The organism is Maridesulfovibrio ferrireducens (assembly GCF_900101105.1).
GTDB classification, from domain to species: Bacteria; Desulfobacterota; Desulfovibrionia; order Desulfovibrionales; family Desulfovibrionaceae; genus Maridesulfovibrio; species Maridesulfovibrio ferrireducens.
Window position 1 is genome coordinate 360,284 of the sequence record NZ_FNGA01000003.1, and the last position, 14,604, is coordinate 374,887.

Annotated in this window: 14 protein-coding genes; all 14 read right to left on the minus strand. The window is 43.5% G+C overall.

Annotated elements, in window-relative coordinates:
- Window positions 1–23 precede the first annotated feature (23 nt).
- Entirely contained in the window at window positions 24–902 is an 879-nt protein-coding gene (gene dapA, locus BLT41_RS10910; protein ID WP_092161051.1) for a 4-hydroxy-tetrahydrodipicolinate synthase, read from the minus strand.
- Between the two features lie 21 nt (window positions 903–923).
- A complete protein-coding gene (locus tag BLT41_RS10915; protein ID WP_420705249.1) occupies window positions 924–1,814 on the minus strand; it encodes a UshA-like (seleno)protein family 2 in 891 nt (296 codons plus the stop codon).
- Window positions 1,814–2,089 (minus strand): HU family DNA-binding protein, encoded by a 276-nt coding sequence (locus BLT41_RS10920; protein ID WP_031483609.1) that lies wholly within the window; start codon window positions 2,087–2,089, stop codon window positions 1,814–1,816. Before BLT41_RS10920 ends, BLT41_RS10915 begins: the two co-directional genes overlap by 1 nt.
- A gap of 94 nt (window positions 2,090–2,183) precedes the next feature.
- A complete protein-coding gene (locus BLT41_RS10925) occupies window positions 2,184–3,008 on the minus strand; it encodes a MinD/ParA family protein (RefSeq protein WP_092161055.1) in 825 nt (274 codons plus the stop codon).
- Window positions 3,009–3,024: 16 nt separating this feature from the next.
- Window positions 3,025–3,876, minus strand: coding sequence for a GGDEF domain-containing protein (locus BLT41_RS10930; RefSeq protein ID WP_092161057.1), 852 nt, complete (start codon window positions 3,874–3,876; stop codon window positions 3,025–3,027).
- 1 nt (window position 3,877) lies between these two features.
- Window positions 3,878–4,985 (minus strand): peptide chain release factor 2 gene (prfB, locus tag BLT41_RS10935; protein WP_211477661.1). Its coding sequence is split into 2 segments (ribosomal slippage): window positions 3,878–4,909 and window positions 4,911–4,985, totalling 1,107 coding nucleotides; the frame shifts between segments, so codons are not numbered across the junction.
- Window positions 4,986–5,005: 20 nt separating this feature from the next.
- Window positions 5,006–6,535, minus strand: coding sequence for an apolipoprotein N-acyltransferase (gene lnt / locus BLT41_RS10940; protein ID WP_092161059.1), 1,530 nt, complete (start codon window positions 6,533–6,535; stop codon window positions 5,006–5,008).
- Complete coding sequence (locus tag BLT41_RS10945) at window positions 6,536–7,354, minus strand: hemolysin family protein (RefSeq protein ID WP_092161061.1); 819 nt, start codon at window positions 7,352–7,354, stop codon at window positions 6,536–6,538.
- A gap of 117 nt (window positions 7,355–7,471) precedes the next feature.
- Window positions 7,472–8,512, minus strand: coding sequence for a PilZ domain-containing protein (locus BLT41_RS10950; RefSeq protein ID WP_092161063.1), 1,041 nt, complete (start codon window positions 8,510–8,512; stop codon window positions 7,472–7,474).
- 111 nt (window positions 8,513–8,623) lie between these two features.
- Window positions 8,624–10,507 carry a tRNA uridine-5-carboxymethylaminomethyl(34) synthesis enzyme MnmG gene (mnmG, locus tag BLT41_RS10955; protein WP_092161065.1) on the minus strand — a complete coding sequence of 628 codons (1,884 nt, stop codon included), beginning with the start codon at window positions 10,505–10,507 and terminating at the stop codon, window positions 8,624–8,626.
- 24 nt (window positions 10,508–10,531) lie between these two features.
- Window positions 10,532–11,752, minus strand: coding sequence for a M20 family metallo-hydrolase (locus BLT41_RS10960; RefSeq protein WP_092161067.1), 1,221 nt, complete (start codon window positions 11,750–11,752; stop codon window positions 10,532–10,534).
- Between the two features lie 207 nt (window positions 11,753–11,959).
- Entirely contained in the window at window positions 11,960–12,250 is a 291-nt protein-coding gene (locus tag BLT41_RS10965; RefSeq protein WP_092161069.1) for a PxxKW family cysteine-rich protein, read from the minus strand.
- A 138-nt stretch (window positions 12,251–12,388) separates the two neighbouring features.
- Window positions 12,389–13,753, minus strand: coding sequence for an amidohydrolase family protein (locus tag BLT41_RS10970; RefSeq protein ID WP_244512253.1), 1,365 nt, complete (start codon window positions 13,751–13,753; stop codon window positions 12,389–12,391).
- Between the two features lie 28 nt (window positions 13,754–13,781).
- Window positions 13,782–14,531 carry an S-methyl-5'-thioadenosine phosphorylase gene (gene mtnP / locus BLT41_RS10975; protein WP_092161073.1) on the minus strand — a complete coding sequence of 250 codons (750 nt, stop codon included), beginning with the start codon at window positions 14,529–14,531 and terminating at the stop codon, window positions 13,782–13,784.
- Window positions 14,532–14,604 lie beyond the last annotated feature (73 nt).

Genomic DNA, 14,604 nt, shown 5'->3' on the forward strand with positions numbered 1-14,604 from the left:
TGGTAAAACTTATTTGTAAGCTTTTAGATTATTCCATTTTCTTTCAGAATATTTTTCAGCTTCAATTCGTTTTCAGGAAGCAGTGGAACAATGGGAAGTCTGAATGAAGTTTCGAGCTTACCCATCATGCCAAGGGATGTTTTAACGGGAATAGGATTAGTTTCAATAAACATAGCTCTGTTAAGAGGCTGTAGTTTATAATGAATTTCCTTTGCTTTTGCGGTATTTCCTGCGCGGTATGCCGCACACATTTCACTCATCAGCTTTGGAGCGATGTTTGATACTACTGAAATCGCACCATGTCCGCCGATGGAAAGTAACGGAAGTACTGTAAAGTCATCACCTGAGAAAACTATGAAACCTTCGGGGCATTGTTCAATAAGATTTGAACATTGTTCGAGGTTGCCTGTAGCTTCTTTTACACCGATAACATCGGGAACTTCTCTTGCTATTCTTGCAATTGTTTCGGGCTGGGCATTAAGACCAGTTCTTCCCGGCACATTGTAAAGAAAGAAGGGCATAGACGCTTCTTTAGAAAGAGCCTTGAAGTGTTCAAGGAGTCCCTGCGGGGTCGGTTTATTGTAATAAGGAGTGATCTGGAGGGTGGCATCAGCTCCTGCTTTTTTAGCAAGGTCTGTAAGGTATACGGCTTCTTTAGTATTGTTAGAACCCGCGCCAGCGATGACCGGGACACGTCCCTTGGCCTGCTCGACACAGATTCTTATAGCCTCACCCTGTTCTTCGTGAGTCATAGTTGCCGCTTCGCCGGTTGTTCCGCATGGAACTAAACCGTCGATGCCTTGTTCAATCTGCCATTCGATCAGTTCACGATACGCATCCTGATCAATTGCTCCGTCCTTGAACGGAGTAACCAGAGCAGTGAATGCTCCTTGGAAAGTCATTTTTGCCTCCTGAAGGTCAACCTATTTATCGTCTGAAATGCCTTCAATGATCTTCAGCACAGTTGGTTCTTGACGAATATTTTTACGTAGGCTTTGTAGAAACCATCGAATATTCTGTCCTGAAGTCCATTTGAAATCAGCATCCCGGGACGGCCACTGAAAAATATCAATCCTATTGACGGCTTTTCCGGTTGGGTAGCTGCGGACCCATAAAGTTTTGCCGTTGTCATCAACAGCTCCGGTCATTCCCGGTCCGTCCCCACTTCCAAGAAGAATATCGAGGGGAGCTTCTGCAAAAACTGGTGAAGCAAGAAGTGTTTTCTCTTTAAAATATCCCCAGGAACTAATTCCGATCAGGATATCTGTCTTGTTTTTAAACTTCTTAAAAAGTTCTGTTAATTCAGCAATTAACTCTTGAGATAAACCTTTAGATCCTTTTTCAAGGTAAGGCAATATTATGAACCCGGCTTTTTTGCCGTGAGCTAAAGGGATAATTTTGACAGAAGCTTTGTTGCAGTTGATCCAGTTTTCAGGAATTCCGTTTGGCGAATCCTTTAAAAAATCTGCTTCAGCAGGACTGAGAATCCCTAAATCATAATCCATAAACTGGAACGATTTAGAGAGAGCATCTCTTTTAAGAGCAGGGACTGATTCGCCGGATGTAGGTAAAAATTCGAACGCTCCGCCAACAAAAAAACTCTCGGGACTTTTAGAGTCTCGAAGATCTAGAAAATAACCAGCCCGCCGGGCCAGTCCTCCAAGTGTTTTTCCGCCTCATGTAGGACAGGGGTTAACTGTCCCGAAGGTGTTGGCAGTGTATACAATAGATAATGCCACATCCTTGCCGGCATGAGCTTGAAACGGAAGTCCAATGCCGGCAAGGATGAAAAGAATAAATATGTATAGGCGCATTAACCGTTCAAAAATTCTTTAAGCTCTTTACCTGGACGGAAGAACGGTAATTTTTTAGGGGTTACACTAACAACAGAACCGGTTTTCGGATTTCTGCCGGTATAGCCTTGGTATTCTTTCATTTTGAAACTGCCGAAACCTCTAATTTCAACTCTGTCACCACGGACAAGAGCTTCTTTTATGGCATCGACAAATGCATCAACAATTTCGGAAGACTCGTCTACATGGAGTCCTTTTTCTTCAGCAAGATTCTTGATCAGTTCGCTTTTGTTCATTGTCCTCTCCCAAGTCGTGTTGAGTGTGACAAGCAGTTTTAAATATTATTAACACAACTATGCCGAAAAGTTGTCCTTTTCGTCAAGTGTTTTATTAGGTGGATAGATCCGGAAATTTTTTAATAACAGGTCTATCACCTAATTTACCCATATTCTCCATCCTAATCTTTTGAATCTTAACAGCGATATTTAGAATATCGCGGCTTGCCTCGGATTTCGGAGCATATTTAAGAAAGGGTATTTGTCGTCTAACTGCTTCAGTTACCGCAGGATCATAGCGCACAAAGCCTATATTTTTCAACTTAATATTAAGAAATTTTTCACAGGCCATATTCAGTCTGTCAAAAGTCTCTTTAGCTTCCTTGGAAGTTGTTGCCTGATTTACTATTATATTGAAATCACTGACATTATGCCGAGTATGAAGAACTTTGATCAGAGCGTAACTGTCAGTCAGAGAGGTGGGTTCAGGTGTTATCACAACAAATCTCATTTGAGCTATTGTTGCAAAAGAAAGAACTGTGCTGTTAATCCCAGCTCCAAGGTCCATGACTAAATACTGGTAACGTCCTACCAGTTTAGAAATTTTGCTGAAAAGCATTTCCTGCATATCTTCATCCATTTCAACAAGCTCAGGGACACCGGATGCCGCAGGCAGAATATCAAATTTTTTACCTTCTTCAATGGGAATGACGATGTCTGAAGGTTTGGTTCCGCTGATAAGAAGATCCTGCATGTTGCTTTCGGGAGAAATTCCTAAAAGAACATCAAGGTTGGCCAGACCGAGATCGCAATCCATAAGGAGCAGGCTGTTTCCACCGGCATTAAGAGCATACGATAAATTCAGGGAAAGGTTCGTTTTTCCGACTCCGCCTTTTCCGCTCATTACTGCCAGGCTAAGTGTTTTATTCGCGTTGATCATTATTAATTCCGCCCCTTTATTTTCCCGTGAATAAAAATTTCTTTTCGTTGGCATGAACAAGAGTTTCCCTTGTTACTGATTCAAAATCTAATATTTTTGCGGTGCAAATACGGTTTTTACCAGTATTTTTAGCCTCATATAGAGATTTATCTGCCTTTTCAATGAAGTCGTGCATTTGTATATCTATCAACCCCTTGTAAGTGGCTAATCCGATAGAACAGGTTATAGAAAAAGTCTCTTTGCCGTGCGGCTTTTTAAACGTCAGTGTTCTTGTTTTTTCAAGAAGGCGCTCAAGTAATTGTTCAGCTTTAAATTGTCCGGCCCCGGAAAGAATAATTGCAAATTCCTCTCCGCCGATTCTGGCGACAAGGTCATACCTGCGAGAACTGTTGGATATCATGTCTGCAAGGTCTATCAGAACTTCATCCCCTTTAAGATGCCCATATGTATCGTTGACAGCTTTGAAGTTATCAAGGTCCAGTATGGCGAGGCTGACAGAGGTTTTGTTTCTTCTTGAGCGCTCAATTTCCTGATCGAGAGTTCTTTCAAACGCTCTTCGGTTTGACAGTCCTGTCAGGGGGTCGTGTTCGGTTTTGTAAGAAAGTGTCTGCAATACACTTTGGACGTGTTTAAGGTGCGGCGTAATGTTCTCTTCAAGTGGAATTGTCATCCAGTCGTTGAGACCGTGACGTTCTGCAAGAATTTTCCACGCACTGAGAGTCATGCCGGGGCAGAGTCTGAGAATGGCAAGACCATCCAAACAGTTTTTACCGAAGCAAACATTTTTTTCATCGCAGAAGCGTTCTCTTACTGAAAGGAGTTCATCCAGCAGATAGGCTTCATTCTCAGCAATATATTCAGCGTTCATTTTATCCGCCGTATGCATGAAGCAGGTAGTTTCTGACCAAATCATCAAGTTCACCGTCAAGAACCGCGTCAACATTTCCGTCTTCTGCGCCGCAACGATGGTCCTTAACCAGTCTGTAAGGCTGTAGGGTATATGTTTTAATCTGACTTCCCCACGCAATTGAATCTTTGGAGGAGTAGTCGGCTTTTTTACTTTCTTCCTGTCTTTTCAGCTCTTGCTCGTAAAGACGGGATTTTAAAACTTTCATCGCCGTTTCTTTATTCTTGAGCTGAGATTTTTCATTCTGGCATTGCACAACAATATTTGTCGGCAGATGTGTAATACGCACCGCTGAATTTGTTTTGTTGACGTGCTGCCCGCCGGGACCGCTTGCGCGGAATACGTCCAGACGGATATCATCATCTTTAACTTCTATTTCAATATCGTGAGATATTTCAGGATAAACATCGACAGAGGCAAATGAGGTATGTCTTCTACCTGATGCATCATACGGAGATATGCGGATAAGTCTGTGAATTCCGGCTTCTCCTTTCATAAAACCGTAAGCGTAAAGTCCTTTGACTTGAATAGTTACACTCTTAATACCGGCTTCATCACCTGGTTGCAGATCAAGATAACTGGCTTGCCAATTTCTTTTTTCGCACCATCGCATGTACATTCTAAGAAGCATTTCTGCCCAGTCCTGAGCTTCAACTCCGCCTGCTCCCGGATGAATTTCCAAGATGGCGGTGCTTTTATCTTCAGGGTTGGAGAGAAGAGTCGCAAGTTCAGTTTGCTCAATTAGATTAGAAAGCTTTGTGAGAATCTCTGAAAGGGTTTCCAGAATTTCCTGATCCTGATCTTCTGCGGCAAGAATCAGCCATTCTTTCACATCGCTTTTGGTCGAAGAAAGTGCTTCGTAGGAGGCTACTTTTTCTTCAAGTATGCTTTTTTCTCTGAGAACAGGGGTAAGCTCATCCGGCTTGTCCCAAGCTCCGGGCTTGCTCAGGTCGTGTTCTATTTCTTCGAGGCGCTCTTTACATTGAGCGTGGTCAAAGTCGCCCCCAGAGGCTGATAAATTTTTTGTTGCAGTTTGCTGCTTTGGATTTTAAATCCGAAAATTGAAGCATTGTTTTTCTGTATAATCCTTTTAGTATTTTCTTTTATTGCCTGATACGAGGTGGGCAATTGCTATCCATATGACGAACAATAATGTCAGAAATAACGGGCCGTATGTCATTAATTCATAGTTGGAACTGAAAAAGGTCATTCCTGTCATCAGTTCGGGGGTTGTCAAAATAGCTGCATCAACAAATAATCCGGTTGAATCAGATATGTTGCCGAGTGGATCAATGCACGCGGAAATTCCGGTGTTAGTGCCTCTAATCAGATAACGTCCCTGTTCCACTGCTCTGAGTGAGACCAGTCCGAGGTGTTGAAACGGTGCGGAAGTTTTCCCGTACCATGCGTCATTACTGATGTTAATCAGCAGGTTTGCACCTTTTTCGACTCGTTCCTGAGCAAGTTCCGGGAAGATTCCTTCATAGCAGATGAGTATCCCCATAGCAAGGTTACCGCTTTGAAGAGGACTGGCATCTTTGCCCGGAATAAAATCTCCGATGCCCTGAACTAACTTATCAATAGGTAAATATTCTTTAAGAGGTACATACTCTCCGAAGGGTACCAGATGTGATTTTTCGTACCAGTCAAGGGTTGTTTTGTGTGGATCAATGAGGAGAGCTCTGTTGTATAATGAGTAAGATTTGGACTGCGGGTGCAGAACATAACCCGGTGCCCCTGTTAAGAGAGGTGTGCCGGAATCTTTGCTGAAGTTTAACAGAGTTGCACGCATGTCGCTCGGATCTTGTATCTGGAAGGGCATTGCTGTTTCCGGCCAGACTATCAAATCAGGTTTTACAGCGAAATTTTTGCTCAGTTTTATATATTTATCAAGCGTGGCAATCTGGTATTTAGAATCCCATTTTGATCCTTGATCAATGTTGCCTTGCACAACTCCGATTGTAGCATTTCCGATGCTGCGGAGTGTTGAAAATGTTTCCGGCTGAGTTCTCAGAACTCCGAGTAGGACAATAGCCGTCAAAATGCCAACACTCCAGATTTTTGCAAGGTTTGAGGTTTTCCACGTCAATATGCCTGTTGTGATGGAGGCTAAAAGGCCGGAAAGTCCATATGCTCCTACAAAAGCTGCACCTTGAATTGATTCAGGCCAGAAAGAGAATGCGGATGAAAGAGTCATCCACGGAAAGCCTGTAAAAAAATATCCCTGTGCAAACTCCATGGTTGTCCAAAGAAGTCCGCTGAAAATGCAAAGCATGAAAGGATGTAGCTTGCGGGCGGCAATGTTTAATACGAACGTATAAAGTCCATAGTAACCTCCTACCGCCATAGCCATCAGAATCGGGCAGGGGACAGCAAGAAACCAAGAGATTCCGCCGTAAACTCCGACTGGGTAGGCAAGCCAGTACAGGCATGCAAGACAGGCAAAAGAACCGACGATCCATCCTCTTTTAAGAGCTTCGCGCGGCGAGCGTGCTGAAAAAGCAACCAAACCCAGAGCCAAGGGGAATCCCAAAGCGGCCGCTGGAAAGTGTACAGCAGGGTTTGCATAGCCGATTCCGGCACAAATCGTAGCAATTAAAATCGGGAGGACTAAGTTCATCTAGCTGCCTTTGGGAGGTTCTACAAGAATGGAAGTGATCTGCTTTGCGTCACTTTCATGTACAGTGAATCTGTATCCAGATAGATCAATGAATTCACCTATATGCGGTATTCTTCCCATTAGTTCGGATAGATATCCACCGATTGAATCCACGTGTTCAGATTCCAGATCAAGGTCAAATTTTTCAGAGACTTCACATAAAGAAACTCTGCCGGAAACCATGAAGTTGCCATCCTCTCTTTCATAGAAATCCGAGGGGCGCACAACATCATGTTCGTCGGAAATGTCGCCGACGATTTCCTCCAGAACATCTTCCATGGTTATCAAGCCGGATGTTCCGCCATACTCATCCTGCAGAATTGCCATGTGGTTTCTGCCTGATTGAAATTCTTTCAGCAGGGTTTTGATTTGTATATTCTCGGAAACAATAAAAGGATCACGCAATATTTTTTCCAGTGATTCATATGTTTGGCCTGCCAAAAGAGGAGCTATAATGTCTTTGGCATGAACAATTCCAACAATATGATCTTTGGTGTCCATATAAACGGGAATTCTGGAATGCCCGTGCTCGATTATCTGTTCGGCAACTTCAGCAAGTCCCCCGCTTATTTCAGCACCGATTATATCGGTACGGGGAATCATTATTTCATTTGCAGTTGTGTCTTTGAGTTCAAGAACATTGAGTAGCATCGAAACAACTTCGCTCTTTATTTCGCCTTCTTCCCGAGCTTCGAGAATATGTTCTTCGAGAGGTGAGTCTGTTTTTCTAAAGAGATTAATTAATTTGGCCCATAATCGGCCCTCAGAGCCATCGTCCAAGTGAATTCTCCTGTTTGCAGTTTAAAAATATTTAGTATTAAAGTGTTTAGAACTATTTCATATAGTAAGTAATTATTATGTGGGGTCTGTGTCAACAATCATATGCAATTGTTACAATTATTCTGTACCTTCTCTATATAACTCTAAATGCAGGTTGTAAGACCAGTCATCCATTTCGGTGCTGCCTTTATTTTTAAGCGTGGCCCATTTGGGTTTTTGAGTTATGTCATCAAATCCGAGAAATTGATTTTCAAATGAAAGTCCAATCTGGGCTTTTCCTTGAGTCGGGTCAATAAAAATACGTCTGATGCGGGTTGTGAACAAGTAACGAACTATTCCTTTGTTTCCGGTATCTACCAATCCCAAAAGAAGAAGGAAACTTTGTCCTTTGCTCAATTTCAGGTTTGCGGCACGTTTGGAGCTCATGTGAGTAACCTCTAAAGATACTCCGCCTCCGGAAATATCAATAAGGTTCGTTCTAGAGTCTTTTCCACCCATGAATCCGGGAGAATATTCACCACTTGTGGTAATAAATTTAAGTCCGGCCTTCATGCCCTGAGTTGAATCGGGGATAATATTTACATAGTCATAAAATCTGGAAGGAGGAGAGACCCGTAAAAATTCTCGTTTTTGAGTCTGCTCGAGGTATTTAGGGTATTCAGTATGAATATAAGTGTACGAAGAACCTTTTGAACTGATGTCGGTGATCACTGAGGTAAAGTGGTAAAAAATAACCAAACCGGCCTGCTTGGTGGGAACATGGAAAAAACCGTCTATTTGACGTCCTATCCAAGATTTTCCAATCCCTTCTCTCGTTGGCATTTCCAGCAGTATTTCATGAGTAAGATCAGAAATTGAGCATGGTATAGTTTTTCTTTTTTCAGATGAGGAATGGAAGCTGATCTCTATTTTAGAGCGATATACCAGTGCAGTCTCAAATACTTTAGATATTTTGGCTTTGCCAATCATCCAGCTTGGAGGGACGGGGTTCAGTCTTTTTTTTAGTTCTTGATTATTATACCAAAGTACTGCTCCGGCAAGCACGGCCATACAAAAACCCATAACAATGAGCATGTTAATTGTTTGCTGCGGAAGGCCGGTTTCTCCGAACCCTCGAAGAACCTTGTATAAATATGCCTGATCTACTGCGGCTTGCATTCTTTGCCTTCAGATTTTAGAAGATTAGAACTATACATTCTCTTATACTTTTTTTTTAATCTTTTGGAAAGTCGCAGGTTTTGATTATCTCAAAGTATAAAATTGAACTTTTTAGATGGCTCCAATTTTTTTAAGATGGATTTCAATGGACGAGATTGCTGCCGGTGTTATTCCTGAAATTCTGCTTGCTTGCCCTAATGTTAAGGGACGTACTTCGGTCAGTTTTTCAACACCTTCTCTTGTCAGGCCGGAAACTTCTGAATAATTTATATCACTTGGAATTGTTACAGACTCTTTTTGGCGGAATTTATTCACCAGTTCTTGTTGTCTGACAAGGTAGCCTTCATATTTAACTTGAGTTTCAGCTTCAAGAAGAATGTTTTCCGGGAAAGTGTCTATGTCGGACCAAAGACCTTTCATGTCGTTAATGTTCAGCTCGGGCTGACGAAGCAAAGCCGCAAGGGGCACAGATTTACCGGGTGCCGTTCCGCCTATATTTTTGATGATTTCACATGTCGCCGTGTCAGGTTTTATGCGGATTGAGTTTAATCCCTTGATTACTTCATCAAGTCCTTTCTTTTTAGCACTGTACATTTCCCATTGTGCGTCACCCACAAGGCCTAGTTCTCTGCCTATTCCAGTGAGTCTTTGATCCGCATTCCCTTCCCGCAGGAGAAGTCTGTATTCTGCACGGGAGGTGAACATGCGATATGGTTCTTGAGTTCCCTTAGTGACTAAATCGTCAACCAGCACTGCGATGTAAGCCTGATCCCGTGAAAGCACGAAAGGAGGTCGGTCTGTCAGTGAGCAGAAGGCGTTGATGGCAGCCCATATTCCCTGCGCTGCAGCTTCTTCGTAACCGGATGTTCCGTTGATCTGACCTGCTAGAAACAGTCCGGGCAGAGCCTTTGTTTCAAGGGTGGGCAGTAACTGTGTCGGAGGAACAAAATCGTATTCGATTGCATAGCCCGGTCTGACTATCTGAGCCTGTTCAAGGCCGACAATGGAGTTGATCATCCTCTTCTGCACATCCAGAGGTAAGCTGGTAGGAATACCGCTTGGATATACTTCGGGACTTTCGAGTCCTTCCGGTTCAAGAAATATCTGATGTCTTCCCTTTTCAGGAAATCTGGCAACTTTATCTTCAATTGAAGGACAATAGCGGGCTCCGGTTCCTTTGATAACTCCCGTGAACATAGGGGATCTTTCAAAGCCGCTGCGAATTGCCTCGTGAGTCTGTTCGTTGGTGTAAGTTATGTGGCAGGGAACCTGCGGAAGACGGATCTTGTCGGTTCTAAAGCTGAACGGAACTGGAGGATTATCTCCATGTTGCGCTTCCAGCATGTCAAAATCGATTGAATCTTTGAGCAATCGGGGAGTTGTTCCCGTTTTGAGTCTGCCGAGTGTCAGACCGATTTTCTTAAGTGATGCCGACATGCCGACGGAAGCCGGGTCGCCCATTCTGCCGCCGCTGAAATTTTCAAGACCAATATGGATAAGTCCCTGCAAAAATGTTCCAGTGGTAAGCATGACTGTTTTGGATCTGAATCTTTCACCAATTTTAGTCACGATTCCGCCGGCCTTGCCGTCTTCAACGATCAAGGTCTCAGCTGTGTCCTGTTTTACCCACAGGTTTTCCTGCTCAAAAATATCTTTTTGAACAACACGCATATATTCATTGCGGTCCATCTGGGCACGGCTGGCTCGTACGGCTGGTCCTTTCCGGGTATTCAGGGTGCGAAACTGAATTCCGGCTTTATCTGACCACAGCCCCATATATCCACCGAGGGCATCAATTTCTTTGACCATATGCCCTTTAGCAAGTCCGCCGATAGCCGGATTACAGGATAGGTGCCCGATTCTATCAACGTTGATAGTGAGCAAAAGGGTTTTCAGGCCGAGAGTGGAAGCTGCCATGGCTGCTTCACAACCGGCATGCCCGGCTCCTGCGACTATAAGGTCAAATACTTCCGGTGGAGGCTGTTTTCTAATCATTCTAGTGTCTACTGCTTAATGCTATTAAAAGGGGAGAAGAACCATAACTTTTGCGTCGCCGAGAGTGTTAGCCAGAGATCCTTTTTCATTAGGCTGATGAGCCTGATTAAGGAGAGTTGACCATACAACGGCCTGATAACCGCGTTCACGCAGATGAGCGGCAACAGTGCCACCGCCGATTCCGCAGGCTTTAGCATCCACACCGTAAATTTCTTTGATTGCGAATATTGTTTTTTCAACAATTTCAGCATCGATTGAGGTCTGGGGGGCGGCCTGATTTTTGGTGTCTATTTCAACTGTAACCTTTACACCGAATTCTTCAGCTACATAATTTCCCATCCCTTCGACCTGTTCAATAACTTCTTTAAGGTCGTAATTAGGGAGCACTCTGCAATCAATGTAGAAAACATCTTTGCCCGGCATGGTATTAATGTTTTCGACGTTTGCTTCTTTTTTAGTCGGGGTAAAAGTAGAGTAGGGAGGGGAGAAAAGTTCATCCTGTTCGTCAAAGTGGAAATGAAGTTCAGGAATTTCAACAATCAGGGCAGCTGCTGCAACAAGTGAGTTCACACCGTGTTCAGGTGTTGAGGCATGACACTGCTTACCTTCAACTGTAACTTTCAGCCATATGGTACTTTTTTCTGCAACTTCCACCATGCTTGAATCCGCAGAGCCGGAATCAGGAACAAGAAAAAGATCATTCTTTTTAAATAAATTTTCATGCTCTTTAAGCATGTATTCGAGACCGTATTCGCTGCCTGTTTCTTCGTCGGAAACAAAGATCAGACCGACGTTGCAACCCGGAGTCATGCCGCATTCTTTTAAAGCGCGTGCTGCTAAAATGGAGCTGACGATGCCTTGGTGATTATCTTCTGTTCCACGTCCGTAGATGTCATCGCCGTCCTGAACAAGAGTAAAGGGATCATTGTCCCAAAGACTTAAGTCACCGACCGGTACAACGTCCATGTGTGAAATAATCCAGAGAGTCTTAGATCTGTCCTGTCCGGGGAGAATCGTTACAAGATTCGGTCTGTAGCCGCATTCAACCCTGTCGTCCGGGGCATTGTAAGATTTAACTTCTCCGAAACCGTGCTCTTTGAGATAGGAAGTAAGAAAATCAGCCTTATCCTTTTCTCCTCCGCCGTTATTAGTCGGGCCGATTGCAGGTATTGAAACCAATTTAGAATGGAGTTCAAGGGCGGTATCTTTCAGTGCATCGATTTTAGACAGAAGCTGACCGGGCATTAATCTCTCCAGTTTTTAATCTGAATTTATTGTTGTTTTAAAAAGTGAAAAAGTCCGGATAATTATATACGGACATTCTAACGAAAAGAGCCGGAACTAGTCCGGCTCCTTTAATACACGAATATACCTTGTCGAAAAACAGTTTTAGACTGTTTTTCAGGTAAGTAAGATTAACGACTTGCCTAGAAAGGCAGAGCAGGCTGATTACTACCGGCCGCGTGCTGCACGCTTGGAAGCTTTCAATGGGTTAACCTTGACTTTACCTTCTTTGTCAACTCCTGCACGTGCGTGAGTTGCGAAGTTACATACGCCGTGACTCCATTTTTTGGCAGGCTGAGCGTAGCTTGGGCAGTAGTTTTTGCTATCGAATTCAATAGCACGTTCGCATCCTTCACACTGTTCAACAACAGGTTCCAAGATGGTTCCTTTGAAAGACAGACCTTCTGCAGTCATTTCAGCACCGTCAAGTGCGTGTAATTTAGCATTCTTTTTAGACATGTAGCGCCTCCTGTTTGGCAAGTCGCTTGCGAGCAAGCGTTTTATGTAATATTTATATCGAAAAGCACAATTCCCTATGCAGTGTTGACCTATATTGTCAAGAAAAAAACTGCTTGAAAATAGTTGCATTTTTTTTGGTTAATGATTTTTAAGTCTACTGAGCGCCCATTTTACGGCCTTTTCTGCTTCATGTGAGACCGTTTCGATATCAACAGTAAAATGTTTACCGTCGTGATAAAGAACCTTTCCATCACAAATTGTGAGGCTTACATCCTGAGCGCCGACGCAGTATACAACGTGAGATAGGGGATTGTATACTGGTTTTAGGTGCATTTTGTTCATATTTATAGCAATAATATCAGCTTTCATTCCCGGCTTTATGCTTCCAGTGTCGGTTAAGCCTAGAAAATCAGCACTGTTGACCGTTGCCAGATCGAGTGCAGTCTGAGCGGGGATTGCTGTAGGATCTTGAAGGATTCCTTTTTGCAACAGTGCCGCTGTCCGCATTTCTTCAAACATATTCAGGTCGTTATTGCTGGCGGCTCCGTCAGTCCCGAGGCCTACTGTAATTCCTGCGTCAAGTAACTTCGTCAGAGGACAAATGCCTGACCCAAGCTTAAGATTGCTCTGCGGGTTGTGCGAAACCATTGTTCCTGATGAACTTAGCAGCGATATTTCTTGTTCCGTCACGTCAACGCAGTGATGAATTCTGGTTCGGGCTGTTAATAGACCGTTATCGCGTAGAACTTCAAGAGGTCTTTTGCCGAATTTTTTTAAAGTAAGTTCTGTTTCGGGAATAGACTCCGCACAATGTATCTGCCAGGGCACATCCAGTTTTTCAGCCAGTTCCATGCTTTCAACCAGTTGATCAGGGTTGGTTGTAAAAACTGCATGCGGGGTTATGGAAATACTGATTCTGTCATGTTTTGAAAAGCGTTCGTGCAAACCTTCCATGACTTCCCATGCCTGTTCTGCTGTTTTAAAAAAAGGAGATGGGAATTCAAAAAAACCTTCACCTAAAACAGCTTTGATACCTGATTCGTCAACTGCTTTGCCGACAGCATCTTCGTGCATGTAACCGTCAAGAAAAGCTGTAGTCCCTCCTGCTATCATTTCTGCGCAACCAAGATGCGCTCCCAATTCGACCAGTTCTTTATTCAGTCCGGCTTCAATAGGGAAGATATAATCATGCAGCCATGTAAGCAGCGGTAGGTCGTCCGCTACGCCTCGCATCAGGGTCATGGGAACATGAGTGTGCGAATTGATCATTCCGGGCATTAGAATCGATTTTCCACTGTCCAGTGTTTTTGATGCGGTCCATTTTCGGTTTATTTCAGACTTCGGCCCCACATCGGAAATCTTGTTCCCCGTAACTGCTATTGCACCGTCGTTGATAATGGATCGGTTTTCATCCTGTGTAATAACACTGGAGCCGTAAATGATCAGGTCACATTCAAGAAGAGACATACAACATGTTTCCTTAGATTCTTGCAGATTATCCATGTTGGCATCTGCTGCATTAAATTAGGTGTCAGCCTATTTTTTCAATGGTTTTAATCAGCATTGAAGTAACTTTCTGTGCATTTTCCTGAAAATTTTTGAGGATGTCGTCCCATGTGACAGGCTCTTCATCGGTCTTCCAGCAGTCATAATCCGTAGACATGGCAACCGCTGCGTATGGAATCCCGGCTTCATTCGCCAAAATAGCTTCCGGTGCTGTGCTCATGTTGATGATATCAGCTCCCCAAGCACGGAACATGTGGGATTCTGCCCGAGTTGAAAAACGTGGGCCTTCAATAGTGACAACTGTTCCTTTGTCGTGAGTTGTAATTCCGAGATCCCGGCAGGATTCACTCATTTTATCACGCAGAAAATTGTCGAAAGGCTCAGCCATCGGAGTATGCGCCGGTGTATGCGGCTCAAATGTTTCATGAAAAGTGAGATCACGTCTGCGGGTAAAATCTATGAATTGATCGATAATGACCAGATGTCCACGGTCAATTTCTTCTTTCAGTGAACCTACTGCTGTGGTGGCAAGAATGTAGTCACAGCCAAGGTCTTTAAGAGCCTGAATATTTGCTCTGTTATTTACATAAGTAGGCGGAATAGTGTGCTCTCTTCCGTGGCGCCCGATAATATGAACCTCGGTTCCTGAAATTGTTCCGGATTTTACGGGAGAACTCGGCTCACCCCATTTGTTGGTGATAATGGAATCTTTTGCATTTTTAATAATGTCGGGATTGTCCAGTCCACTGCCGCCGATTATTCCGATTACTGCCATTTTATTTCTGTCCTGTTTAGCAAATATAAAGTTTGAAATAGTTAAAACAAAAAATCTCCTTTTTGCTGCATTA

Bases quoted from the DNA above. Each gene is read 5' to 3' on its own strand.
- mnmG (WP_092161065.1), bottom strand. From the start codon at position 10,507: ATGATTAGAAAACAGCCTCCACCGGAAGTATTTGACCTTATAGTCGCA.
- BLT41_RS10920 (WP_031483609.1), bottom strand. From the start codon at position 2,089: ATGAACAAAAGCGAACTGATCAAGAATCTTGCTGAAGAAAAAGGACTC.
- BLT41_RS10960 (WP_092161067.1), bottom strand. From the start codon at position 11,752: ATGCCCGGTCAGCTTCTGTCTAAAATCGATGCACTGAAAGATACCGCC.
- lnt (WP_092161059.1), bottom strand. From the start codon at position 6,535: ATGAACTTAGTCCTCCCGATTTTAATTGCTACGATTTGTGCCGGAATC.
- dapA (WP_092161051.1), bottom strand. From the start codon at position 902: ATGACTTTCCAAGGAGCATTCACTGCTCTGGTTACTCCGTTCAAGGAC.
- BLT41_RS10970 (WP_244512253.1), bottom strand. From the start codon at position 13,753: ATGGATAATCTGCAAGAATCTAAGGAAACATGTTGTATGTCTCTTCTT.
- BLT41_RS10950 (WP_092161063.1), bottom strand. From the start codon at position 8,512: ATGCAAGCCGCAGTAGATCAGGCATATTTATACAAGGTTCTTCGAGGG.
- BLT41_RS10925 (WP_092161055.1), bottom strand. From the start codon at position 3,008: ATGATCAACGCGAATAAAACACTTAGCCTGGCAGTAATGAGCGGAAAA.
- mtnP (WP_092161073.1), bottom strand. From the start codon at position 14,531: ATGGCAGTAATCGGAATAATCGGCGGCAGTGGACTGGACAATCCCGAC.
- BLT41_RS10965 (WP_092161069.1), bottom strand. From the start codon at position 12,250: ATGTCTAAAAAGAATGCTAAATTACACGCACTTGACGGTGCTGAAATG.
- BLT41_RS10930 (WP_092161057.1), bottom strand. From the start codon at position 3,876: ATGAACGCTGAATATATTGCTGAGAATGAAGCCTATCTGCTGGATGAA.